This window comes from Streptomyces sp. SudanB52_2052, from assembly GCF_964272415.1.
Lineage (GTDB): Bacteria > Actinomycetota > Actinomycetes > Streptomycetales > Streptomycetaceae > Streptomyces > Streptomyces olindensis.
This window is the reverse complement of the sequence record NZ_OZ186796.1, coordinates 2021710-2045753: the sequence shown is the minus strand read 5'-3', so window position 1 is coordinate 2045753 and position 24044 is coordinate 2021710. Positions and strand designations below refer to the sequence as shown.

Annotated in this window: 17 protein-coding genes; 9 read left to right on the top strand and 8 right to left on the bottom strand. The window is 73.2% G+C overall.

The window, feature by feature from the left end; translation table 11 throughout:
* Positions 1 to 100: 100 nt before the first annotated feature.
* From ACSUPV_RS09055 to ACSUPV_RS09045, 3 genes are all read right to left on the bottom strand, one after another.
* Positions 101 to 754 carry a hypothetical protein gene (locus ACSUPV_RS09055; RefSeq protein WP_031121263.1) on the bottom strand — a complete coding sequence of 218 codons (654 nt, stop codon included), beginning with the start codon at positions 752 to 754 and terminating at the stop codon, positions 101 to 103.
* A complete protein-coding gene (locus tag ACSUPV_RS09050) occupies positions 751 to 4962 on the bottom strand; it encodes an NEW3 domain-containing protein (RefSeq protein WP_436947270.1) in 4212 nt (1403 codons plus the stop codon). The genes ACSUPV_RS09055 and ACSUPV_RS09050 overlap by 4 nt, the downstream gene beginning before the upstream one ends.
* 108 nt (positions 4963 to 5070) lie before the next feature.
* Positions 5071 to 5955, bottom strand: coding sequence for a MurR/RpiR family transcriptional regulator (locus ACSUPV_RS09045; RefSeq protein ID WP_031121260.1), 885 nt, complete (start codon positions 5953 to 5955; stop codon positions 5071 to 5073).
* A 170-nt stretch (positions 5956 to 6125) separates the two neighbouring features.
* Between ACSUPV_RS09045 and ACSUPV_RS09040 the strand changes: the two genes are divergently transcribed.
* Positions 6126 to 6890, top strand: coding sequence for a sugar isomerase domain-containing protein (locus ACSUPV_RS09040; protein WP_031121259.1), 765 nt, complete (start codon positions 6126 to 6128; stop codon positions 6888 to 6890).
* Between the two features lie 58 nt (positions 6891 to 6948).
* Here ACSUPV_RS09040 and ACSUPV_RS09035 read toward each other — a convergent pair whose 3' ends face one another.
* A complete protein-coding gene (locus ACSUPV_RS09035) occupies positions 6949 to 10047 on the bottom strand; it encodes a beta-N-acetylglucosaminidase domain-containing protein (RefSeq protein WP_436947269.1) in 3099 nt (1032 codons plus the stop codon).
* Between the two features lie 333 nt (positions 10048 to 10380).
* On the opposite strand from ACSUPV_RS09035, the gene ACSUPV_RS09030 reads away from it, so the two are divergent.
* The 6 genes from ACSUPV_RS09030 to ACSUPV_RS09005 all read left to right on the top strand — a co-directional run bounded on the left by ACSUPV_RS09030 (position 10381) and on the right by ACSUPV_RS09005 (position 18016).
* Entirely contained in the window at positions 10381 to 11400 is a 1020-nt protein-coding gene (locus ACSUPV_RS09030; RefSeq protein ID WP_037759245.1) for a LacI family DNA-binding transcriptional regulator, read from the top strand.
* Between the two features lie 322 nt (positions 11401 to 11722).
* Positions 11723 to 13081: an ABC transporter substrate-binding protein gene (locus ACSUPV_RS09025; RefSeq protein ID WP_436947268.1), complete on the top strand. Its 1359-nt coding sequence runs from the start codon at positions 11723 to 11725 to the stop codon at positions 13079 to 13081.
* 21 nt (positions 13082 to 13102) lie between these two features.
* Complete coding sequence (locus ACSUPV_RS09020; RefSeq protein ID WP_359793532.1) at positions 13103 to 14044, top strand: carbohydrate ABC transporter permease; 942 nt, start codon at positions 13103 to 13105, stop codon at positions 14042 to 14044.
* The gene (locus ACSUPV_RS09015) at positions 14041 to 14859 is read left to right on the top strand and encodes a carbohydrate ABC transporter permease (protein WP_436947267.1); all 819 of its coding nucleotides are present in this window, start codon (positions 14041 to 14043) and stop codon (positions 14857 to 14859) included. The genes ACSUPV_RS09020 and ACSUPV_RS09015 overlap by 4 nt, the downstream gene beginning before the upstream one ends.
* A 30-nt stretch (positions 14860 to 14889) precedes the next feature.
* Entirely contained in the window at positions 14890 to 16950 is a 2061-nt protein-coding gene (locus ACSUPV_RS09010) for a beta-galactosidase (RefSeq protein WP_436947266.1), read from the top strand.
* A gap of 127 nt (positions 16951 to 17077) precedes the next feature.
* Positions 17078 to 18016: a Dyp-type peroxidase gene (locus ACSUPV_RS09005; RefSeq protein WP_436947265.1), complete on the top strand. Its 939-nt coding sequence runs from the start codon at positions 17078 to 17080 to the stop codon at positions 18014 to 18016.
* Position 18017: 1 nt separating this feature from the next.
* Here ACSUPV_RS09005 and ACSUPV_RS09000 read toward each other — a convergent pair whose 3' ends face one another.
* The 4 genes from ACSUPV_RS09000 to ACSUPV_RS08985 form a co-directional block, all read right to left on the bottom strand.
* Positions 18018 to 19028, bottom strand: coding sequence for a lysylphosphatidylglycerol synthase transmembrane domain-containing protein (locus ACSUPV_RS09000; RefSeq protein ID WP_436947264.1), 1011 nt, complete (start codon positions 19026 to 19028; stop codon positions 18018 to 18020).
* Positions 19029 to 19224: 196 nt separating this feature from the next.
* Positions 19225 to 19953 carry an FAD:protein FMN transferase gene (locus ACSUPV_RS08995; protein WP_037759030.1) on the bottom strand — a complete coding sequence of 243 codons (729 nt, stop codon included), beginning with the start codon at positions 19951 to 19953 and terminating at the stop codon, positions 19225 to 19227.
* A 3-nt stretch (positions 19954 to 19956) separates the two neighbouring features.
* Positions 19957 to 20379: an FMN-binding protein gene (locus ACSUPV_RS08990; RefSeq protein WP_037759031.1), complete on the bottom strand. Its 423-nt coding sequence runs from the start codon at positions 20377 to 20379 to the stop codon at positions 19957 to 19959.
* A 13-nt stretch (positions 20380 to 20392) separates the two neighbouring features.
* Positions 20393 to 21733, bottom strand: coding sequence for a ferredoxin reductase family protein (locus ACSUPV_RS08985; protein ID WP_436947263.1), 1341 nt, complete (start codon positions 21731 to 21733; stop codon positions 20393 to 20395).
* Between the two features lie 152 nt (positions 21734 to 21885).
* On the opposite strand from ACSUPV_RS08985, the gene ACSUPV_RS08980 reads away from it, so the two are divergent.
* Together ACSUPV_RS08980 and ACSUPV_RS08975 are read left to right on the top strand one after the other, a co-directional pair.
* The gene (locus tag ACSUPV_RS08980; RefSeq protein ID WP_031121245.1) at positions 21886 to 22584 is read left to right on the top strand and encodes a response regulator transcription factor; all 699 of its coding nucleotides are present in this window, start codon (positions 21886 to 21888) and stop codon (positions 22582 to 22584) included.
* Positions 22581 to 24035 (top strand): sensor histidine kinase, encoded by a 1455-nt coding sequence (locus ACSUPV_RS08975; protein ID WP_436947262.1) that lies wholly within the window; start codon positions 22581 to 22583, stop codon positions 24033 to 24035. Before ACSUPV_RS08980 ends, ACSUPV_RS08975 begins: the two co-directional genes overlap by 4 nt.
* Positions 24036 to 24044 lie beyond the last annotated feature (9 nt).

The following is a 24044-nucleotide window of genomic DNA, read 5'->3' as shown; positions in this document are numbered from 1 at the left end:
GGCTCAAATCACCAAGTTGGACTTCGATTGATGAAAAGGTGGACCAGAATTCATCGGAGGTCAATGGTTTGCCGTGTTGCTGTTCGGTTGCGTACGGCGGTCAGTGACGGTGTTCGTGGTCCTGATGCGTGGGGTCGCCGGGGTGTTCGTGGCCTTCGGCGTACTCGACGTCGGCTCGGGCTTCGTCCAGCCAGTCGAAGAACGCGCGGCGGGCTGCGGCCTGGCGCAGTTCCTGTGCGATGCCGTTGCGGACGTGCTCGTAGGGGTGGATGTCGGAGGGCGCCGGTTCGTCGAAGGGGTCGACGCCGCGGCGTAGCGCCTCGGGGGTGAGGTAACGGTCCCGGTTGCGGTCGTAGTAGTCCCGTACGGCCGTTTCCGGGATGTGCTGCTCGCCTTCCAGGTCGGCGAGGAGGGCTCGGGCGGCGGGGGAGTGGGCGAGTGCTGCCGCGACGATGCTGCCCAGGTCGGCGACGTCGGCTTCGGGGATGGTGAGCATCTGCGCCGGCGAGACGTCTTCCGGTGTTGCGAGGCCCCGTTCCGTGCAGGTGCGGCGGGCGAGTTCGTCTGTGACGACTACCTGGGTCGCCCAGCGCCGTTGTTGGCGGTGTCGTCTTGCGGGTGCGGCGTCGTTGTGGCTGGGCGCGCAGTTCCCCGCGCCCCTAAGGGAGGCTGCCCCTCCGGCATCCAAGAAGGCGGCCACGCGTTCCTTCGGGATCGGCTCGCCGCGGATGCTTGCTGCGTAATCCCCCGTCATGGCGTCACCTCCAGCTCCACCGCCTTCGTGTACGCCACGCATCCGTGCCAGGCCACCTTCGCCATCAGCCAGTACGAACCGGGTGGGATCGCGGCGCCGTCCACCTCGATCGCGGACTCCAGTTGCTCCCCGCCCGGCACCGTGAAGCCCTGGCAGCCCGGGGTGACGCCGGGCCAGGTGCCCCAGGAGGAGACGGCCCACAGGGTGCCGTTGACGGAGCCGTGGGTGGTGTTGTGCAGGGTCACGGGGACCCTGGCCCGCTCGCCGCGGCGCACGGACACCCGGTCCACTCCCAGATCCGCCAGCAGCGTCGGGCCCTTGTGCCCGCCCGGCACGTCCAGGGCCACCACGTCCTCGTAGGTCTGGCCGCCGTAGGACAGGCGCGCCGCGAGACGGTGGCGGCCGGGTGTCGCGTCCGGGGGCGGGGTCACCGTGATGTCCGTGAGGGTGAAGCCGCCGGGGCCGAGGGCGTAGGGGAGTTCAGCGGGTTCGGTGGTCCAGCCGGGAGGTGTCTCGAAGGTCACCGTGCCGGACGCCGGTGCGTCGGTCAGCTCCGAGGAGACCCGGACGGTCGCGGTGACCGGGCCGTCGGCGGTGAGGGTTGAGGGGGAGAGGTACACCGCGACCGGCATGTTGCCGCGCGGGGCCGGTCCGCAGTTGTGGAGCCAGTAGCGGGTGGCGACCGGCTGGGCGGGCTCGTGGGCGTCGATGCCGGGGCCGGGCGCCGGGTCCGGCGCGTGGGCCGGTGTGGCGAGGACGGTGGCGACCTCGAAGCCGGTCAGGTCGACCTCGAGGCCACCGTCCCCGTCCGGGGCCAGCGGCTCCCCGGGCGTCTCCAGGACGTCGGCGCGGGAGCCCGCCGCCCAGGCCACCGGTCCGGTCACCCGGGCCGTGGCGGGCCGGCCGTCCACCTCGTGCACGCGGACCACGACGCCCTGCCCGGGGTCCACGCGCGCCGCGCTGCCGCGGGCCAGCGGGGAGCCGGCCGGCTTGAGCGCGTCGAGGAGCACCTCGCCGGCGGGCTCCAGCCGCAGCAGGGCCGTGTCGCGGGGGAGGGAGCCGCCGGGGGACCGGCGGACCCGGGCCGTGAGCGGGTGGTTGTAGGCGTGCCCGGCCCGGGGCAGCCGCAGCGCGCGCCAGTCGCCCGGGCCCGCGACGACGGCGTACTCGAAGGTGTGCGACCAGCGCTGGAGCTGGAAGCCGGAGCCGTCCGGGGCGGTCCGGCGCGGCGGGTCGATCCAGATGCCGGACGGCCAGCCGGTGCAGGAGCGCATCAGGGACATGTAGAGGTCGCCGGAGGCGGTGACCACGCAGCCGGACGTGCCGCGGTTGAGGATCGCGAAGCTCCGGCCGTCCCAGGCGTCGCCGGGCGGCAGTGCCTCGCCGCCGCCGGCGGCCGTGGCCGTCACCGTGAAGTCGTCCAGGTCGGCGACGACCGCGTCGACCGCCTTGGCGTCGTCCTCGGGGCGGGCGCCCGCCACCACCAGCAGCGGCAGCCGTTCCAGGTCGCGCAGGTCGGCCCCGGGCACCCACTCCTCGCGCAGGCAGGCGCGCGGCGCGACCCACACGGCCGCCACGCCCCGCTCGGCGAGCTGACGCCGCAGTTCCCGGCCGGCCGCCGGGTCCCAGCCGAGGGCCTCGGCGACCACGGCGTTGCGGTCGGGGCCGCCGACGGCGATCCGGATGTCGGGCAGGTTGGAGTCGACCTCCAGGTCGCCGTAGCGGGGGCCTCCGGCGACGGTCGAGGTCGCCGTGACCCCGGCGCGGACCAGGGCCGCCGCCAGCGGCGCGCCGAGGTCGCCCGCGCTGTCCCAGTCGGAGTGGACGAGTTCGGCGACGCCGATCGCGCGGTGCCCGAGGAGCGTGCCGGAGTCGTCGTGGACGGCGACGCGGGCGGTGGAGCCGAGGCCGAACCAGGTGTTCGCCGGGTTGTCCAGCGTCCACGGGAACCGTTCGCTGTCCACCTCCACGAACCCGAACCCGCGCCCGATCACCGCATCCGCCACCTCGTGCACCGGCAGTCCGCCCCGCACGTCCGACGGCCAGCGCACCCGGATCAGCCGGTCGGCGCCGTCGTACCCGTCGACGGTCGTGGTGACGTCGAGCCGGTCGACGCCCTGCCACAGCGTCAGCCGCTGGGTGTAGCGGAACAGGCCGAGGTCGGCGGTGACGGTGATCCGGGAGCCGGCGGCGGAGTGCTCGGTGCGGACCTCGGCCGGCACGTCCCGGCTGCGGGCGGCGGTCGTGCCGGTCGGGGTGAGGTGCCAGGGGCCCTCCCCGAAGCGCGGATGCCTCGGGTACTCCTCCTGGACGACGATCTCGTTGCCGACGTCCCCGTCCCGGAGCAGTTCCCGGCCGCCCTCGGTGAGCGCGCGCAGACTCCTGACGCCGCCGCCGCGCGCCGGGTCGACCGTCACCTCGTAGAACTCGTTGCGGATGGTGAGGCCCTCGCCGGGTGCCCAGCCGGGGACGGTCCCCTCGGTGAGCGGGAGCGCCTTGAGGCCCATGCCGGGCGACTCCGGCACGACGACGTGGAGCCGGCCGTCCTCCCGGACCGCGGGCAGGCCGTCCGGCACCAGACCCGGGTCGTCGATCGTCAGCACGTCCTGCCGCGTCCAGGTCGCGGAGTTGAACACGACGAGGTCGGGTCCGTCGCCCGGGGCGACCTCGTCGGCCAGGGCCTGGGTGGCGTCGGCGTGCACGCTCACGGCCAGGTCGTGCAGCTCCCGCCAGCCGGTCATCAGGTCGATGTACACCTGGTCCGACTCCGAGCCGGTGATGGCGTCGTGGTGGGCGCCGTAGACCAGTTGCCGCCAGGCCTTGTCGAGGGCCGCGTCCGGGTAGGGGTGGCCGGTCACGAGGGAGGCGAGCGTCGCCCAGGCCTCGGCGTCGGCGAGGAGGGTCTCGCCGAAGCGCTGGGCCTGTTTGGTGTCGATGTAGGAGACGTCCTTGCCGGTGTAGATCGGGTTCATGTCGCGGGTCTGCGGCGATGCCTTGCGGCCCTCGGCCCGGAGTTCCGCGCGGACGGCGGCGAAGAAGTCCCGGGGGATCGCGCTGATGAAGCGCGGCCAGACGTAGCGGGCGTTCCAGTCGCGGTGGATGTCCATCACCCAGCGGCACGGCGGCGCGTAGTCCCCGCCGACGGGGAGGAGCACGTTGCGGGTGAGGGCGACCTGCTTGAGCCGCTGGAAGAGCTGGTACGCGGCGGCCTCCGCCTGGGGCAGGGTGGGCGCGTTGTCGATCGCCCAGCCGGCGCCGTAGTGGTTCACCATGTACGCGGTGAGCAGCCCGCGGCCGGAGGGGGCGATCCAGTCGAACTCGGCCGGGAACTGCATGCGGTTCGGATCGCGCGGCTCCTCGCCGAAGACCGACAGCGTCGGCCCCCACTGGTGGAACGGCCCGCGCGCCCACGAGCTGGAGGTCACCCCCGCGTCCGCCATCAGCCCCGGGAACTGCGGGTCGTGCCCGAAGGCGTCCAGCTGCCAGGCGGTCTCCGGGGACGCGCCGATGACGCCACGCTGGAAGCCGTCGCCGTACAGGGCGTTGCGGATGGTCGCCTCGGCGCCGGTGAGGTTGGTGTTGGGCTCGTTGTAGGTGCCGCCCATGATCTCCACGCGGCCGGTGCGGATCAGCTGCCGCAGGAAGGCGCGTTCCTCCGGGAAGGCGTCCCAGTAGGGCTTGAGGTAGTCGACCTCGGCGAGCACAAAGGTGTAGGCGGGGTCGCGGCGGGCCAGGTCGCAGTGGGCCCGCACGAGGCTCATGCCGGACTGTCCGCGCGAGTCGAAGGTGCGGGCCGGCAGGCCGGTGGCGGCGGGGTCGTCGGCGACGTCCCAGGTCTCGGTGTAGGCACCCTGGGTGTTCCACCAGACGGGGTCGTAGTGGAAGTGGCTGACCATGAACATGGTCCAGCCGGGTTCGGCCGCCGTGAACACGCCCGTGTGCGAGGCGGACGCGTCCCCGTCGACGGCGGTGACCGTGATCTCGCGGCGGTCGCCGGGGACCAGGTCCGCGCCGGTCACGGGTATCTCGGCGCGTGCCGTGCCGTCCTCGCCCACGGAGGTCTCCGCGGTGCCGGTGAGGCCCGGGCCCTCGACGGTGAGCCGGACGGTCCGGCCCGGGGTGTGGCTCAGCTCGACGGCGACCACCTGGCGCGGCTGCTCGGTGGTCCCGGTGAAGAGCTCGGTCGACTCGACAGAGGTGACGCGCATGGGGCTCCTACGAGTGCTCTGGGGGAGCCCCATCCTGCACGGCAGGAGTGATTCAAACAACCACCTTCGCGTCAACTTGGTGGTTCATCCATGCATGCCCGGCCGGGGTCACCTGCCCCGCCGGTTCCTCACCGCATGCTGCCCGGCGATGTGGTCGGTCAGTGCCAGCGAGGCGCTCGCCCGCTGGTAGGAGAGCTGGGCGACCCGGACGTAGAGGCAGTCGATGAGCACCAGCACGCTGTGCCGGGCGCCGATGCTGCCGGTGCGGAAGCTGGTCTCGGAGGACGAGGAGACGAGCCGGACGTCGGCGGCCCGGGCCAGCGGCGAGCGCGGGTCGGCCGTGATGGCGACGGTGGTGGCACCGCGCTCCTTGGCCAGTTCGAACGGCTCGATGGTCTCGCGCGTCGCCCCCGAGTGGGAGATGCCGATCGCCACGTCGGCCGGGGTGAGCAGGGCGGCGGAGGTCGTCGCGGCGTGCACCTCGGTCCAGCCGCGCACCGCGCAGCCGATCCGGAACAGCCGGGTCTCGGTCTCCTGTGCCACGGCGCCGCTGCCGCCGACCCCGTAGACGTCGATCCGGCGGGCCCGGGCGGTCGCCTGCGCCGCGCGCTCGACGGCGTCGAGGTCGATCCGGTCGATGGTCTGCTGCACCGCCCGCAGGTCCGCGGTGCCGACGACCTGCACGACCCGTTCCAGGCTGTCGTCGGGCGAGATGTCCGGGCCGATCTCGGCGGTGCCCCAGTCGGAGGCCTCCCCGCGGCCACGCTCCTGGGCCAGTTCGATCAGCAGGTGCTGGTAGGAGTCGAGCCCGATGGCGCGGCAGAAACGGGTCACCGTCGCCTGGGAGGTGCCGGTGCGGCGGCCCAGCTCGGCGGCCGAGCAGTGGGTGACGGCGGCCGGATCCTCCAGGATCAGCTCGCCGACCTTCCGCAGGGAGCCCGCCAGCCGGGGCAGCTCGGTGCGGATCAGTGTCGTGACGTCCGTAGGAGGCATGGGGAGAAGGTATCAGCCACCTATTGCGGCACGGATTGAATACCAGGACCCGATTGCCCGCGGGCCCGAGCGTGTGATTTATTGATTCATCGATGGAGATGTATAGGGTGGTTCAATCCATCAGGACTCAATCCAATCCATCAGGGCCGTCCATCAGTGGGGAGTGTCGCGTGTCCGTCGAGTCTGTGAGCGCCCAAGGGTTCGCGCGGGAAAGCCTCGCCGTCCTCCAGAAGGTCATCGCGTCCTCCCGCGACGACGTGGCCGCCGCCGCGGAGCTGGTCGCCGCGTGCGTGCGCTCCGACGGTGTCGTCCAGGCCTTCGGCACCGGCCACTCGCAGGCCCTCGTCCTCGAACTCGCCGGCCGCGCCGGCGGACTGGTCCCCACCAACCGGCTCAGCATCGCCGACCTCGTGCTCTACGGCGGTGAGGACCCCTCCGCCCTGGACGACCCGCTCCTCGAACGCCGGGCCGGGGTGGCCGCGCGGATCTACGAGCTCGCCGCCCCGCGCCCCCAGGACCTGTTCGTCGTCGTCTCCAACTCCGGGGTCAACAGCGTCATCGTCGAGATGGCCCTGCACGCCAAGGAGCGCGGCCACCGCGTCCTGGCCCTCACCTCCCTCACCCACACCCGGGCCGTCCCCGCCGCCCACCCCAGCGGCCGGAAACTGGCCGACATCGCCGACGTCGTCCTCGACAACGCGGCCCCGCGCGGCGACTCGCTGCTCGAACTGCCCGGCGGCGGCTCGGTCTGCGCCCTGTCCACGCTCACCGGCGTGATGCTGGTCCAGATGACGGTCGCCGAGGCGGCCGGCCGCCTCCTCGCCGCCGGCGAGCGCCCCCCGGTCTACGTCTCGGCCAACGTGCCCGGCGGTTTCGAGGGCAACCTGGAACTGGAGAAGAGGTACGCGGGCCGGATCCGCCGCACGGCGAGCTGATCCGCGCCGACCCGGACCGGACGGCCGGGGCCCGCCACCGGGCCCCGGCCGTCCCGCGTCACTCAGCCGGCACCGGCACCGGCGTCAGCGCCACGGCCAGCGGATAGGCGCCGGTCGCCAGCGGTGTCCCGACGGCACCGGAACCCGTGTCGACCGGGACGAGTTCACCCGCGTCGGCCGTCGTGACGTACGCCGTGGCGCCGTTCCAGTCCAGGGCGACGTCGAAGGCCGACCTGCCGACCGTCACCCGCTTCCCCGGGACGCCGGTGACGGTGTCGACGGGCGTGACGGTGTCGCCGGTGCTCGGGCTGACCCACAGGGTCCGGCCGTCCGGCGACAGGGCGAGACCGTAGGCCTGGCCGGAGACCAGGAGCGTCGGCTCGGTGTCCTGCGTGGCCGTGTCGATCGGAGTGATGGTCGAGCCGCCGGAGTTGGACACGTACACCCGCTTCCCGTCGGGCGCGGCCACGATGTTGAAGGGGCTCGGCCCCACCGGGACGGGGGCCCCGGCCTTCCGGGTGGCCAGGTCGACCGGGGTGACGGTGTCGTCCTTGATGTTGGGCACGTAGAGGGTGCGGCCGTCCGGGGTGATCGCCATGTTCTCGGGCCCGTTGCCGACCCGGACGGGTGTGCCCGGGGTGAGGGAGGCCGTGTCGACGGGCTGGACCGTGCCGTCCCCGTAGTTGGCGACCCAGAGGGTGCCGCCGTCAGGGGTGAGCGCGAGCCCGGCGGGGACCTTGCCGACCGGGACCGTGGCGGTGACCCTGCCCCGCGCCACGTCGATCACGCTGACCGTGTTCGAACCCTGGGCGGCCGCGTAGGCGGTGCGCCCGTCGGCACTCGTGACCACCTCGCCGGGGTTGGCGCCCACGGGGATGTTCGTGGACTTCTTCGAGGCCAGGTCGATCGAGGTGACGGACGCGCCGCTGAAGTCGGCCGTCAGCGCCCGTGGACTGCCGGTGCCGTCGCTCACCTGGACGGGCAGCGCGCGGCCCACGAGCCCGTCGCCCGACACCACGACGGAGCGCACTCCGGCGGACGCGCCGTCCGCGGCCGTCACGGTCACCGTCGCGGACGCACTGCCTCCGGCCGGGACGGACACGGAGCCCTCGGCGGGCGAGACGGTGACACCGTCCGGGGCGCTCAGCTTCCACGCGACCGTCCGGGCGGCGGTGTCGGAGAAGGAGAGGGTCACCCGCGCCGAACCGCCCGGCTTCAGACCGACGGATCCGGGCGCGAACGCGGCGTCCACGCCCGGGTCGGGCGCGTTCTCGGTCTCCGCCGCGTAGAGGAACTGGTCGATCACGCCCGGGGCCACCTGCTGGGGTAGCGCGTCCAGCTCCTTGCGCTGGGCCCTCAGCCGGTTCCAGGAGGCGGTGACCGCGTCGCCGTCGCCCCGCTCGGCGGCGAGCAGCAGGTCCACGGCCGTCTGCCCGGCGGTGCCGTAGCGGCCCAGCTTGTCCAGCCAGGGCGAGGTCTCCGCGAGGAAGCCCGGATTGTCGAGGCGGGCCCGGAGTTCGGCGGGCGTGGCCGCCATGCGGGCGAAGTACGAGCGGAGCGCGGCGGCGGCGCGGTCGAGGCCGGAGTCGTCGTCGTAGGCCGTGCGGAACCTGGCGATGAGCGCGCTCAGCGTGGGGGACTCGGTCGGGTCGAGCTGGGACGAGTGGTTGTTCTCGGCGAAGATCCGCAGCCACGGGGCCGCGTCCGCCCCGGCGAGGTCCCGGACGGAGGCGAGGAAGGCGGCCCGCGGGTCGTAGTCGTCCGGGTTCCACAGATAGGCGGCGGAGGTGAACAGGGCGATCCGGCTGGCCTCGCCCTGCACCATCGGGTTGGCGGTCACGCCGGCCGCCGCCTTCGCCACCCCGGGCTCGCGGCCGGTGTACGGGCCGAGGAGCAGGCGGCTGGTGACGTAGTCGTTCACCGGGTAGTTGTCCCAGATCAGGATCGGATGGCCGTAGACCTCACGGGCCTTGGCGACCTGCTCGGCGGTGATGGCCGGGGCGATGACGCCGACGCCGGTCCACTCCACGACCACGGACGGGTCGAGCCGCTCCCGCAGCGCCTTCTTGTAGGGGGAGTCGGCGAGGTCGGAGTACTCGGTGGGGACCATCTCCAGCGGCTCCAGCCCCGGGTGACCGGCGGAGAAGTCCCGCCACGCCCGGTTGAGCAGGTGGGCCTGGGCCGCTCCGGCGGCGCCGCCTCCCGTGCCGAACTCCCGCTCGTCGGCGGCACAGTTCCACTTGGTGTAGCTGATGTCGTCCAGCGGGATCGCGAAGGAGCGCACGCCGATGGCGTACAGCGAGTCCAGCTTGCGGACGAGGGCCTGGAGGTCGGCGTCCGAGGAGTAGCAGACGGACAGCCCGGGGGAGAGGGCGTAGGTGAAGCGGACGTGGTCGGCGGCGGCCCGGTCGACCAGTTCCTTCAGCCGCTGGAGTTCGGCGGCCGGGTACGGATCGCGCCAGCGGGCGCGCAGGTACGGGTCGTCCTTGGGGGAGTAGACGTACACGTTCTGCTTGGTGCGGCCGTAGAAGTCGAGCTGGGCCAGCCGCTCGGCGTGTGACCAGGGGGTGCCGTAGAACCCCTCGATCACGCCGCGCAGCGCCGCCGCGGGCCAGTCCCGGACGGTCACCTCGGGCACGGTCCGGGTGACCAGCTGACGCAGGGTCTGGGCGGCGTAGAAGGTGCCGGTGCGGTCGGCGCCGGACAGGGCGAGGAGGGTGCGGCCGTCCCGGCGGCCGGAGGCCAGGACGTAGCCGCCGGACGGCAGTCCGGCCGGGGACGGGGCCTTCAGGCGCCTCAGGGCCGGGGCCGTCGCGGCGTTCTCCTCCGGTCCGCCGAGGAAGACGGTGAAGGCGGCCCGTGCGGGCGGGCGGGTGACCGTGTCGATCCGCCGGGCTCCGGCGTCGCGCAGGACGGTCTCGACGACCCGCCGGGCCGACGGGTCGGTGCCGCGCCCGACGACCGCCACGACCCGGTCTGGGACCGTGAGCCGGCCCGGCCCGGTGCGCATGCTCTGCGGCTGCGGCCACACCTGGGGCGGTGCGCTCTTCGGGGGCTGGTCCGGTGCGGCGGCCGCGGGCGGCACCGGTGTGAGCGTGAGGCCCAGGGCCAGCAGCGGCGCGGCGGCGAGCCGTCCGAAACGGGTGGCTGAGAACACGGAAGCTCCTTCCGGGGGCCGGGGTCACCGGCCCGTGGCCAGAGAGGGAGGTGAATGGAGCCACCGAGTGATGCTAGAGATGCTGAATGGATCAATCAATGGCGCCTGCTCGGAGGACCGTTCGCGTCGCGCCTCTTGACGCGGCCCGCACCGGCTCACACACTGGCGTGACTACGTAGTCATCAGGAGCCGCGCATGCAGGGGCCTGGGAGTGACTGCGTAGTCAAACAAGGTGGCCTCAACGGACCGGCCGACCCCCTGGGAGCGACCATGACGACGAGCGGAGCCGACGGCACCCCGGCCGCCGGCGGGCGTCGCCGCCGCGGACCCGGCATGACCGAGGTCGCCCGGGCCGCCGGGGTGTCGCAGAAGACCGTGTCCCGAGTGGTCAACGGCGAGCCGCACGTCAGCCCCGAGGTGCGCGACCGCGTCCTCCGGGCCATCCGCGACCTGGACTACCGTCCCAACACCGCGGCCCGCGCCCTGCTCCTCGGCCGCTACCGCCGGATCGGCGTGGTCTCGCTCGGCAGTTCGCTCTACGGCCCGTCGACCCTGCTCATCGCCCTGGAGCGGGCCATGCAGCGCGCCGGGTACTCCGTCGCCCTGGCCAGCACCCTGGAGGGGCAGCGCGTCTCGGTGGCCGTGGACGCGCTGCTGGAACAGGGCGTGGACGGGATCGTGCTGTCCGAGCCCATCGACGACGGCACACCGCTCAGACTCAGCGCGGACGTGCCGGTCGTCAGCCTCGGCGAAGGCGTGGAGCTGACCCGGGGCACGAGTGCCGTGGTCGGCGCCGACGGCGTCGCGGCCGCCCGGATCGCCACCGAGCACCTGCTCTCCCTGGGCCACCGCACCGTCTGGCACCTCCCCGGGCCGCAGGACTGGTGGGCCGCCCGCGACCGCCTGCGCGGCTGGCGCGAGGCCCTCGCCGCCGCCGGCGCGCCCGAACCGCCCCTGCCGTCACCGGGCGACTGGAGCCCGGCCTCCGGATACGCCGCCGGACGTCAGCTCGCCCGACTCTCCGACGTCACGGCCGTGTTCGCCGCCAACGACGACATGGCCATCGGCGCCCTGCGCGCGTTCGCCGAGGCCGGTCGTGCCGTCCCCGGTGACGTGAGTGTCGTCGGCTACGACGACATCCCCGCCGCCGCCTACCTCTCCCCGCCGCTGACCACCGTCCGGCAGAACTTCGCCGCCGTCGCCGACCGCGCCGTCGACGTACTGATCGCCCTGATCGAGGGCCGCCCCGCCCCGGCCGCACCGGCCGACCGGGCGGTCGAACTGACCGTACGGGCCTCGACCGGGCCGGTACGCGACCCCGGCGCCGCGCCCCAACCCGCCCCGGCGCCCTGACCGCCCCACCCTCTGACCGCTTCCGCCCCTGACCGCTCCCGCCCACAACCCCGACCGCCCCCGACCCCCGACCGCCCTCACCCCGTCGACTGCCTCCGCCCCGTCGACCGACTCAGCCCCGTCGACCACCTCCACCCCGTCGACCGCCTCCCCCGGCCGACCTCCCCCCACCCCGCCGACCGTCGACGCCCCGGCGGCCACGGCACCCCGCCGTCGGTCCGATGTGCCCTGCCCGCGTGCGCCGTTCGGGACCGTCGCCGCGCGCGCCGCCCGCCCCGTCGGGCACCGACCGGCCCGAGCCGCACCACGTGAGGAGCCACGTGTGTACACCCCTCCGCCCCCACCGCCTCCCTCCCCGCCGACCCGCCGCGCCCTGCTGCGCGGAACCCTCGGCCTCGGCACCACCGCCGCACTCGCCGCCTGCGGCGGGGACAGCACCGCACCACGCACCTCCGGCGACGTCACCCTCTCCCTGTGGACCCACGACCCGGGCTACGAGGCGTTCTTCGCCAAGGGCGTCCCGGAGGCAGACCGCGCCACCGACTTCCGCTACCACCTGAAGGTCACCCGCGCCGGTGCCCCGGACATCGTCACCAAGCTGCTCGCCCAGGCCGTCGCCGGACGCGGCACCCCCGACCTGGTCGGCTTCGAGATCGCCAGCTTCCCGCGCATGCTGCGCGGCGACATCGCCGAACGGCTGCTGTACGACTTCACCCCGGACATCGAGGCCGTGCCCGGCCTCAAGGACGACCTGCTGCCCGCCCGGACCGCCCCCTTCAGCAAGGACGGCCGCGTCTACGCCTTCGACTCGGACACCCCGATGGTCGTCTACTTCTACCGCCACGACCTCTTCGAGAAGTACGGCCTCCCCGAGGACGTGGCGACCTGGGAGGAGTTCGCCGAGGCCGGGGCCCGGACACACCGGGACCACGGGGCCTCGATGTGCGTGGTCTCCACGGTGGGCAGCGACCCGGCCCAGGTCGTGCAGTCCTTCCAGATGCTGCTCTACCAGCGCGGCGGCACCTTCTTCGACGCCGCCGGGAACCTGCTCCTGGACTCGCCCGAGGCCGAGGAGGTGCTGCGGTTCCTCTGCGACGGGCTGCGCAGCGGCTTCGTCGTCGAGGTCTCCGACTACTACGGCGCCGGCATGCAGACCGCGCTGAAACGGGGCCGGGTCATCGGCCTGCCCATGGCCATCTGGTACAAGAACTACGGCCTGGTCACCAACGTGCCCGAGCAGAAGGGCAAGTGGCGGGTCCGCGCGCTGCCCCGCTTCGGCAACGGCGGCGGGGTGACCGCGGCACTGGGCGGCACCGGCTTCGGCGTCGTCAAGGACCAGGCCAACACCCGCGCGGCCAGGGAGTTCCTCTTTCGGACGTGGCTCACCCACGACGGCCAGGTCCGCCGCTTCACCGAGACCGGCTATCTGCCCACCCGCCGCTCGGTGTTCGACGACCCCCGCCTGGGTGCCTACACGGACGACTTCTGCGGCGGCCAGCGGCTCTTCCGCCTCTACCGCTCCCTGCTCCCGGACGTGCCGCCGTTCCACCAGAGCCCCGACCAGTCGATCCTCTACGACGTGCTCGGGGGGAACCTGCTGCGGGCCTACAAGGGGGATCTGTCGCCGCGTCAGGCGTTGCGGCGGACGGTGGCCGATTTCCGTGACCAGGCCGGGCGGTAGTTCGGATCAGGAGGCCCCATCATGACCACCACCGTCGCCGGGCCGCCCGGCGCAGCCCGTGCGCACAGCGCCCGAGGCCGGGAGGAACACCGTCCCCGCCGGGCCTGGGCGCCCTACCTCTTCGTCTCGCCCTTCTATCTCCTCTACGTCCTGTTCATGCTGGTCCCGGTCGGCGTCTCGCTGTGGCTGAGCCTCACCGAGTGGGTCGGGCTCGGCACGCCGCACTGGGTGGGGCTGCGCAACTACCGCCTCCTCGCCACCGACATAAGCTTCCACCGGGCCCTCGGCAACACCGCCGTGTTCGTGCTGGTCGCCGTCTGCCTCGTCGTCCCGCTCGCCCTGCTGATCGCCCAGGCCCTCAACACCCGCGGCCTGCGCGTGCGCGACCTGTGGCGCACCGCCTACTTCGTGCCGATCGTGGTCTCCCCGATCCTGGTCGCCCTGATCTTCGGCCTGATCTTCGACCGGCAGTTCGGACTCGCGAACGCGGTGCTGCGCTCCCTGTTCGGCACCGGCGGCGTCGACTGGCTGGGCGACCCGAACCTGGCCAGGATCAGCATCGCCCTGGTCATGCTGTGGCGCTGGACCGGCTACCTCACCGTCTTCTTCCTCGCCGGGCTGCAGAACGTGCCCCGGGAGCTGTACGAGGCCGCCGCCCTCGACGGGGCCGGACGGCTGCGCACCTTCACCACCGTCACCCTGCCGGCGCTGAAGCCCGTGACGGCGTTCGTCGTCGTCACGTCCTTCGTCGGCGCGGCCCAGATCTTCGAGGAGCCCTACCTGCTGACCGGCGGCGGACCGGCCGAGTCGACCCTCTCGGTGACCATGTTCATCTACCGGGCCGCCTTCCAGCGCCAGCAGTTCGGCTACGCGGCGGCCGCCGCCGTGGTCCTCTTCGTCCTCGTCTTCGGCCTCAGCCGGCTCGTCAACCGGCTCCTCGGCATCGGGAGGGCCGCATCGTGACACGCGCCCGGCTGCCCCTCTACGCCTTCCTGGTCCTGCTGTTCGTGGGCTTCCTCGCCCCGCTGGCGTGGGCGTTGAGCGGCTCGTTCAAACCGCGCGGCGACATCTTCGGCTACCCGCCGGAACTCGTCCCGGACTCCTTCACGCTCGACAACTACCGCACCCTGCTCACCGAGCAGCCCTTCGGCCGCTGGTTCCTGATGAGCACGGTGGTCGCCGTCGTCGCCACCACCGTGTCCGTCTTCGTGTGCGCGCTCGCCGGCTACGGCTTCGCCAAGTTCCGCTTCGCCGGGAAACGGCTGCTGTTCAACGTCATGTTCAGCTCGCTGTCGATCCCGTTCGCGGTGATCCTCGTGCCGCTGTTCGTGATCCTCGTCAAGACCGGCCTCGGCAGCCCCTGGTTCGCGCTGATCGTGCCCTGGGTGGCGCCCGCCTTCGGGATCTTCATGATGCAGCAGTACATCGTGCAGTCGGTCCCGGACTCGGTGTTGGAGGCCGCCCGGATCGACGGGGCGAGCGAGTTCGGCATCTTCCGGACCATCGTGCTTCCGCTGCTGCGGCCGGCGCTGGGCGCCCTGGCCGTCTGGCAGTTCCTGCAGAGCTACAACAGCTTCCTGTGGCCGCTGGTGCTGGTCTCCGACAGCTCCCGGTACACCCTGCCGCTGGGGCTGCAGACGCTGTTCGTGTCGGAACAGCGGCAGTACGACCTCGTGCTCGCCGGATCCGTCCTCGCCGTCCTGCCTGCCGTCGCCCTCTTCGTGCTGCTGCGCAAGCAGCTCCTCGAAGGGCTGTCCACGGGTGCGGTCAAGGGCTGACGTTCCTCTCGATCCCCCTCTAGGAGAAGCATGTTCGAGCTGCCCCGACGCGTCCTGTTCGGTGCCGCCTACTACCACGAGTACCAGCCGTACGAGCGCCTCAAGGACGACCTCGACCTGATGGCCGAGGCCCGCTTCACGGTGATCCGCGTCGGCGAGTCCGTCTGGTCCACCTGGGAGCCCGAGAACGGCCGCTTCGACCTCGACTGGCTCCAGCCGGTCCTGGACGGCGCCCACGAGCGCGGCATCTCGGTCATCCTGGGCACGCCGACGTACGCGGTGCCGCCGTGGCTGGCCCGCCTGTACCCGGAGATCACGGGGGAGACCCGCACCGGCGAGCGGCTCGGCTGGGGCGCCCGCCAGGAGGTCGACCTCACCCACCCGGCGTTCCGCTTCCACGCCGAGCGGATCATCCGCAGGATCACCGAACGGTACGCCGACCACCCCGCGGTCATCGGCTACCAGGTCGACAACGAACCCGGCCTGCACCTGCTGCACAACCACGGCGTCTTCCAGCGCTTCACCGACGAACTGCGCGCCCGGTACGGCGACGTGGAGACCCTCAACCGCGAGTGGGGCCTGGTCTACTGGTCGCACCGGCTGTCCACCTGGGCCGACCTGTGGACCCCCGACGGCAACGCCCAGCCCCAGTACGATCTGGCGTGGCGGCGCTTCCAGGCCCGGCTCGTCACCGAGTTCATCACCTGGCAGGCGGACCTCGTGCGCGAGTACGCCCGCCCCGGCCAGTTCGTCACCACCTGCATCTCCTACGACCGCCAGGGCGTCGAGGACGACCGGCTCACCGACCGCCTCGACGTCACCGCCGGCAACCCGTACTACACGATGCAGGACGCCCTCGCCCTCCCGGACACCGGCGGCGACGGCCAGCACTGGACGACGAACGGCACCTGGGCGCTGTACCGCAGCGCCGACCGCATGTACTCCTCCCGCCAGGAGCCCTTCCTGGTGACGGAGACCAACGCGCAGGCCATCGGCGGGCCCTGGGACAACCGCCCCGCCTACGACGGCCAGTGGCGCCAGGCCGCCTGGGCGCTGATCTCCCGAGGCGCGTCGATGATCGAGTACTGGCACTGGCACACCCTGCACTTCGGCGCCGAGACCTACTGGGGCGGCATCCTCCCGCACCACGGGCGCCCCGGCCGTGTCTACCGCGAACTGGCCGCGCTGGGAGCCGAGTTGGAGAAGGCCGGGGACCTCGTGGCGGCCCTCACCCCGGACGCCGACGTCGCCTTCCTGTACGACGGCCCCAGCAAGTGGGCGCTCCAGGGGCAGCCGCCGCTGGCCGACGCCGACGGGAACCCGGACGGGCGGTCGTACGAGCGGATCTTCGACGCCTTCTACCGGGGTGCCTTCGACGCGGGGCTCCAGGCCCGCGTGCTGCACCCCGGGCAGCTCCCGGACGCCGACCTGCCCCCGCTCCTGGTCGTCCCCGCCTACTACGCCGCCGACGACACCGTCCTCGACCGGCTGCGCGCCCACGCCGAGGCCGGCTGCCACCTGATCCTCGGCCCCCGCACCGGCTACGGCGACACCGAGGCCCGGGCCCGCACCGACCTGCAGCCGGGGCGGCTGGCCGAGGCGGCCGGGGTGACGTACGACGAGTTCAGCAACCTGCGCGACCCGCTGCCCGTCACCGGCACCGAGTCCCTCCCCCTGCCGGCCGACGCGCACGCCCTGCACTGGGCGGACGGGCTGCGTCCGCGGGGCGCCGAGACGCTGGCGGCGTACGTGCACCCGCACTTCGGCCGCTGGCCCGCCGTCACCACCCACCGCCACGGCGCCGGGCGCGTCACCTACGTGGGCACCGTCCCCGACCCGGTCCTCGCCCGGGCCCTGTTCGACCGGTACGCCCCCGACGGCGCCTGGCGCCCGGCGCACCCGAGCGTCACGGCCACCTCGGCGACCGCCCGGGACGGCCGCCGCGTGCGCTTCCTGCACAACTGGTCGTGGCAGGAGGTGTCCGTGCCGGTGCCCTCGGCCCTGCGGGACGCGCTGTCGGAGACCGTGTACGCCGACGCGGTGCCGCTCGGGCCCTGGGACGTCAAGGTGCTCCGCGAGCAGAACGACTAGCAACCATCCGTTCCGCCGGGCGAGTTCCGGTCGCCCGTTCGCTGGGCATCGTGTCAGGGGCGTGGGCCGCGCCGTCCCGGAGGGGGAGCGGGCGGGCCGCAGAGGCCGGGCGAAGGGATGGGAAGCCATGACGTCACCGCTGCCCTCGGGAGAGACGCTGTCGCAGCCGGTGCTGAATCCGCCGGCGTCGGTCGCGGTGTTCCTGGTCGCCACGATCGACCCCGGCGGGGAGGCCGCCGTACGGGAGGTGCTGGGCTCCCTCGCGGGCCTGGTGCGGTCCGTCGGCTTCCCCAGCTCCGACGGCGGTCTCGGCTGCGTCGCCGGGGTAGGGTCCCGGGCGTGGGGCCGGGTGTTCGGCGGGCCGCGACCCGCCGAGCTGCACCCCTTCCGGGAACTGGCCGGGCCCCGGCACCACGCCCCGTCCACGCCGGGCGACCTGTTCTTCCACCTCAGGGCCGCCCGCACCGACCTGTGCTTCGCCCTCGCCGCCGAGATCGTGCGGCGGCTGCGCGGCGCGGTCACCGTACGGGACGAGACGCAGGCGTTCTCCTCCTTCGACTCGCGCAACCTCCTCGGCTTCGTCGACGGCACGGAGAACCCCGTCGGCCCGGCCGCGGCGGACGCGGCCCTGGTCGGCGAGGAGGATCCCGGCTTCCGCGGCGGCAGTTACGCGATCGTCCAGAAGTACCTGCACGACGTGGACGCCTGGGAGGCCCTCGCCGTCGAGGCGCAGGAGAAGGTGATAGGCCGCACCAAGCTCACCAACCTCGAACTGGACGCGCCCGGCTCCCACAAGGACGTCAACACGGTCCTCGGCCCGGACGGCTCCGAGCAGAAGATACTGCGCTCGGCGATGCCGTTCGGCAGGCCCGGCCACGGGGAGTTCGGCACCTACTTCGTGGCCTACGCGCGCACGCCCGACATACCCGAGACGATGCTGCGCAAGATGTTCCTGGGCGGGCCCGGTTCGGGCCCCGACCCGCTGCTGGACTACTCGCGGGCCGTCACCGGCAGCCTCTTCTTCGTGCCGCCGGCGGACTTCCTGGAGTCGCTGCCCGAGGGCTGACTCAGAGCACCTTGCGGTGCAGGAGGGCCGACAGCACGAGGGCGCCCGGCAGCAGAGGGAGCCACACCGTCAGGACGCGGTAGCCGATGACGGTCGCCGTGGCCGTGGCCACGGGCGCCCCGAACGCGGCCATGGTGAAGACCAGCGCCGCGTCCACGGGGCCGATGCCGCCCGGCGCGGGCACGGCCCCGGCCGCGGTGCCGGCCACCATCAGCGCGAGGATCACCTGCGTCCAGGACAGCGGCAGCCCCAGCGAGAAGCCGACCGTGGCGATCACACTGCCCTGGAGCAGCGGAGTGGCGGCCGCTCCGCCCCACAGGGCGAGCACGCGGCCGGGGCGGGTGTGCAGCTCGCGGGCGTCGGTCAGCGCGGTGCGCAGGAAGCCGAGAACGGGGCGGCGCAGTGCCCGCACGGTCACCAGGAGCACGGCGCCCGCGACGAGCGCGAGCACGGCACCGCCCGCCGCCAGGAGCAGCGTGCCGTCGTCGGGGACGAGCGCGCCGAGCCGCAGGACGTCCGGGAACGCCACCAGGAACACCAGCAGCACCAGCGTCCTGGCGACGGGCTTGACCAGCGAGTACAGGGCGATCGACGCGGTGGCCCGGGGGAGGGCGATGCCGCGGCGCTGCAGGAAGCGCAGCGTCACGGCGTGCGCGCCGAGGCCCGCCGGCAGCACCTGGTTCGCGGCACCGGCGGCGAACTGCGAGGCCACCAGCAGGCCCGGCGGCAGCCGCTCCGGCAGGGCGCCCTGCCGGACGCAGGCGGCGGCCACCCACGTCAGGCAGGTGAAGAGGAACGCGGCGAGCAGCCACCAGGGGTCGGCGGAGGCCAGCCGCGCGGCCCCGTCGTACGCGGCCCGCCGGTCGACCAGGGCCCACACGCCGATCAGCAGCAGCGGGAGCAGGACCAGGGCCGGCCGGACGAGGCGGGCGGCGGGGGAGCGCCGCGGGGCGGTGGGGCAGGGGGCGGCGGGGAGCGGTGCGGGGAGTGTTTCGAGCTGGAGCTGGGACACGGCGTACGTCGTCCTTCCGCGTCGCGCCCGGGGACAGGGCGGACGGATGCGGGGCGAGGCAAGGGGACGGCGGAAACGTGCCCGCCCGGTGTGACGGCCCGGTGTCCGCGAGAAAAAGCGCCAGGGGCGGGAGAACGACACGGCCGAATACCACGGCCCACGCCCGCCACCGCCCACCCCCGCCACCCCTCACGGCCTACGCCGCCTCCACCCCCACCACCGGAAACCCCGCGCTCCGCAGGACCCGCCGCTCCGTGTCCACCGCGAACACCTCGCAGTGCTCCCGGGCCGCCGCCCACCGCACGCCGTCCGTGCCGAGGGCGAACGCCGCCGTGGCGGTCGAGTCGGCCTCGGTCAGGGTCGGGGCCACGACGGTCATGCTGAGGAGGCCGGTCGCCGGGCGGCCGGTGCGGGCGTCGATGATGTGGTCGCCGCGTTCGTAGCGGGCGGACGTGGCGACGGCCCGGTCCGTGAGGTCCAGGACCGCGCACAGCCGGTCGGCGTGCTCCGGGTGGCGGACGCCGACGCGCCAGGGGCCGCCGGCGGCGACCACGTCGCCGCCGGCGTTGAGGCAGAAACGCCGTGCCCCCGCGGCCGACAGCAGCTCCGCGCCCCGCTGCACCGACCAGCCCTTCACCACAGCACACGGGTCCAGGCCCCGGCCGGGCAGCCGCACGTCGAACGCGCCCCCGCTCGCGACCCGGTACTCCTCGCACAGGTCCAGGACCTCGCGGAGTTCCGGGCTCGGAGCCGACACCTCCCCGCGGTCCAGCCGCGACACCTCGCTGTCCGCCCGGAACGGACTGAACCGCGCGTCGACCTCCCGCAGCCACGCGAACAGGTCGTCCACCGGCGCCTCGGGGAAGTCCTCCTCGTCGATCCGCACCGACACCGGGAACCCCATGACGTGCTCGACGCGCCGCATCCGTCAGCCCTTCGCGTCGAGGGCGGCCTGGAGCGACTCCTTGTAGCCGTCGCTGGTGATCGTGGCGCCGGACACCGTGTCGATGTCGGCGCTCTGCGCCCGCAGCGTCTCCTCGATCAGCTTCGGCACGGCGGCCGTGGTCTGCGGATGGTTCGGCTGCCGCAGCATCCGCACCGAGGCGATCCTGTCCCCCTCGAAGGTGACCTCGACCTGCACCGGCCCCTTCTCCGTGTCGATCGTGGCCCCCGACACGACCGTGGACGTCGTGCCACCGGACCCCGCGGACGACGACACCGACGGCGTCGCGGCCGGCGCCGCGGTCTCCGTGGTGGTCGACGACGACCCGGTGTCGGTCGAGGGGGCGTAGCGCCAGACCGGGATCAGGCCCGCGACGCTGAGGACGAGGACGGGTATGGCTCGCTTCACGACAGTCTCCTCGTCATCCGGCCAGGCTGAAGCGTTCGAAGTGGACCTGCGGCTTGGGCACGCCCAGCTCGCGCAGGCTGCCGAGCACCGCGTTCATCATCGGCGGCGGACCGCACAGGTAGACGTCCCGCTCGGCGATGTCCGGCACCAGGCGCGCCAGCTCCCCCGGGGCCAGTCGGTCGGGCACGGGCGGGCCGGTGACCAGGTGCAGTTCGGCGCCCTTGGCGACGGCGAGATCGCGCAGCTCGTCGTAGAGGACCGCGTCCCGGTCCGTCGACACCCGGTAGATCACGACCGCGTGGCCGTGCAGTTCCTCCAGCAGGGCCCGGATCGGGGTGACACCGACGCCGCCGGCGATGAGCAGGGCGTCCGGGCGGGTGCGGTGCAGGGTGGTGAAGGCGCCGTAGGGGCCCTCGGCGAAGACGCGCGTGCCGACCTTCAGGTGCCGCAGGGCCGCGCTGCCGTCGCCCGCCCGCTTGGCGGTCAGCCGGAGCGTGCGGCCGTCGGGGGCGGCGGACAGGGAGAACGGGTTCGCCTGCCACCAGCGGTCCTTCGTCAGGAACCGCCACAGGAAGAACTGGCCGGCCCGGGCGGGCAGCCGGTCCAGGGCGCGGCCCGTGATGTGGATCGAGACGACGTCGTCGTTCTCGGGGACGACGGCCGTCACCCGCAGCCGGTGGCGCATGTTCCGCCACAGCGGCAGCACCAGCCGGCCCGTGAACACCGAGGCGAGGGCCACGCCCCACACGCCGTACCAGTACGCCTCCGCCGCCGCCGACGAGGCGAACGTCGTGCCCGCCGCGACCTGGTGCGTGAACGCCAGCACCACCGCCACGTAGGTGTACAGGTGGATGAAGTGCCAGGTCTCGTAGGCCAGCCGGCGCCGGGCGTAGCGGGCCGACACCGCGCCCACCACGATGATGATGGCCAGCGCGACGATCGCCCGCAGCACACCCTCGACCGTCTCGGCGAGGTCCACCAGCTGGTTCACCGGGTCCAGGGACGAGGCCTGCGCGTAGCCGAACACGATGAACACGGCGTGCGCCAGCAGCAGCCAGAGCACCGAGAACCCCGTCCAGCGGTGCCAGGACGTCAGCCGGTCCATGCCGATCCGCCGGTCGAACCACGGCAGCCGCGCCACCAGCAGCAGCTGGAACGCCATGAGCAGCGCCCCGAACAGCCCGGTCAGCCGGCCCAGCACGATCAGCGCGTTCGAGGCGAAACCGGCCTGGAGGAAGAAGACGGTCACCACGACCGCGTTGGCGAGCAGCACCGCGTACAGGCCGGTGCGGCCCACCACTCTGGGCCGCACGCCCGGGCGGGTCGCCGTGGGAGGTTGTCGGAGGGTCGTCACGGTCGGCAGCTCCTTGATCGGATCCTGGGATACCGAGCTTGGCCTCGGGGAGCTGTCGGAATACTGTCGCTCAACTTTCAAGTGTTTATCGATCCCGCAGCGAAGGGGCGGACGGCTAGGGGGAGGCAGCACAGGTGAAGCACTATGAGCGGGTGGAGAAAGTACGACTGCTCGTCGTCGACGACGACCCGCCCATCGCCGACCTCGTCGCGACCGTCGCCCGCTACGAGGGCTGGGAGGCGGTCACCGCGTACACCGGCGAGGACGCGCTCGAGCGGGCCGCCGAGTTCCACCCGGACATCGTGGTGCTCGACCTGATGCTGCCCGGCGTGGACGGCTTCGGCGTCCTGGACCGGCTGCGCGCCTCGGGCACGATGGTGCCGGTGGTGTTCCTCACCGCCCGCGACGGCGTCGCCGACCGGGTCGCCGGCCTCACCCGGGGCGGCGACGACTACCTGGTCAAGCCGTTCGCCGTGGAGGAGCTGATGGCCCGGCTGCGGACCGTGCTGCGACGCAGCGCCGGCCCGTCCTTCCAGCGGTCCGTGCTCCAGGTCGGCGACCTCACGATGGACGAGGACACCCGCGAGGTGCGGCGCGGCGAGCGGCTGCTGTCGCTGACCCCGACCGAGTACGAGGTGCTGCGCTACCTGATGCGCAAGTCGCCCACCGTGCTCACCAAGGCGCAGATCCTCGACCACGTGTGGGAGTACGGCTTCGGCGGCCGCTCCAACGTCGTCGAGCTGGTCGTCAGCCGGCTGCGCCGCAAGCTCGACGAGACCGACGACGGCGCCGCCCCGCTGATCCACACCGTGCGCGGGTTCGGGTACGTGTTGCGACAGGCCTCCGAGTGATCGCCCGGCTGAGGCGGAGCTACCGCAGGATGCGCCTGGGCACCCGGCTGGCCCTGGGCCTCGGCGCCCTGTCGCTGGTCGTGTTCGCCGTGGTCGGCGGGGCCCTGACCACGTACATGCGCGACTACCTGTCGGCCCAGCTCGACACGCAGCTCGCCCAGGCCCAGATCGCCCAGTCCAAGAGCATCGCCGACTACGGCACCCTCTCGGGCAAGAAGTACTACAGCTGGTTCTACGCCGTGTACGACGTCAAGGACGGCGGGCCCGAGCTGCGCAGGCCCGAGGACCCGGCCGACCTGCCCAAGGACGTCGACGACTTCACCGCGCTCGCCTCGGCGCAGACCGCCGCGCACACCGAGCTGCTGCGCACCGAGCACCTCAGGGGCGCCGGCACCTACCGGCTGCGCGCCTGCGAGGTGGAGCCCGGGGTGGTCCTGGTCAGCGCCGCGCCCATGGAGGACATCGAGGACACGGTCGGGCAGCTGATCACCATCCAGGTCGTCACCTTCGCGCTCGCGCTGCTCGCCCTGGTCGTCTTCGGCCGGCGGATGCTGCGCCGCGGCCTGAAACCGCTCAGCGACATGGCCACCACCGCCCACGGCATCGCCTCGCACGACCTGACCGAGTCCGCGGCCCGGCTGCCGCTGCGCGCCGACGGCCGGGACGGCGGGCCGGAGGTGGACGAGCTGCGGACCGCCTTCAACACCATGCTGGAGCACATCGACGACTCCCTGGCCGTGCGCGCGGAGGCCGAGCAGCGGCTGCGCCGGTTCGTCGCCGACGCCTCGCACGAACTGCGCACCCCCCTGATGTCGGTGCGCGGCTACGCCGACCTCTTCCAGTACGCCGCCGCCAACGCCCCCGAGGAACGCGAACGGCACCTGGCCCGGCTGCGCGCCGAAGCCGCCCGGATGGGCGTCCTCCTCGACGACCTGCTGCTGCTCGCCCGGCTCGACGCGGCCGAGGTGGAGACCCCGCTGCGGCTGGAGGACGCCGACCTGACGGACCTGGTGGGCCAGGCCGCCGACGCCTTCCGCGCCGGCCGCCCCGACCACCCGCTGACCGTGCGGACGGGCCCTCCCGTGCGGCTGCGCATGGACCCGCTCCGCATCCGCCAGGTCGTCGACAACCTCCTGACCAACGCCGCCGTGCACACCCCCGCCGGTACGAAGGTGTCCGTCGAGGTGTGCGTCACGCCCGGCACGGCCGAGGTGCGGGTCACCGACACGGGGCCGGGCATCCCGGCCGACGACCGGGACCGCGTCTTCGACCGCTTCTACCGCGTCGACAAGGCCCGCAGCCGCGACCGCGGCGGCAGCGGCCTGGGCCTCGCGGTCGCCCACTCGCTGGTCCGCGCCCACGGCGGCCGGATCGACCTGAACAGCGAGCCGGGCACGACCGTGTTCACCGTGTGCCTGCCGTGGAACGGTGTGGGCCCTGCGGACCGGTGACGGCGGCCC

Excerpts from the sequence above, each read along its gene's own strand:
- ACSUPV_RS09055 (WP_031121263.1), bottom strand. The coding sequence starts at position 754 with ATGACGGGGGATTACGCAGCAAGCATCCGCGGCGAGCCGATCCCGAAG.
- ACSUPV_RS09050 (WP_436947270.1), bottom strand. The coding sequence starts at position 4,962 with ATGCGCGTCACCTCTGTCGAGTCGACCGAGCTCTTCACCGGGACCACC.
- ACSUPV_RS09045 (WP_031121260.1), bottom strand. The coding sequence starts at position 5,955 with ATGCCTCCTACGGACGTCACGACACTGATCCGCACCGAGCTGCCCCGG.
- ACSUPV_RS09030 (WP_037759245.1), top strand. The coding sequence starts at position 10,381 with ATGACCGAGGTCGCCCGGGCCGCCGGGGTGTCGCAGAAGACCGTGTCC.
- ACSUPV_RS09020 (WP_359793532.1), top strand. The coding sequence starts at position 13,103 with ATGACCACCACCGTCGCCGGGCCGCCCGGCGCAGCCCGTGCGCACAGC.
- ACSUPV_RS09010 (WP_436947266.1), top strand. The coding sequence starts at position 14,890 with ATGTTCGAGCTGCCCCGACGCGTCCTGTTCGGTGCCGCCTACTACCAC.
- ACSUPV_RS09005 (WP_436947265.1), top strand. The coding sequence starts at position 17,078 with ATGACGTCACCGCTGCCCTCGGGAGAGACGCTGTCGCAGCCGGTGCTG.
- ACSUPV_RS08995 (WP_037759030.1), bottom strand. The coding sequence starts at position 19,953 with ATGCGGCGCGTCGAGCACGTCATGGGGTTCCCGGTGTCGGTGCGGATC.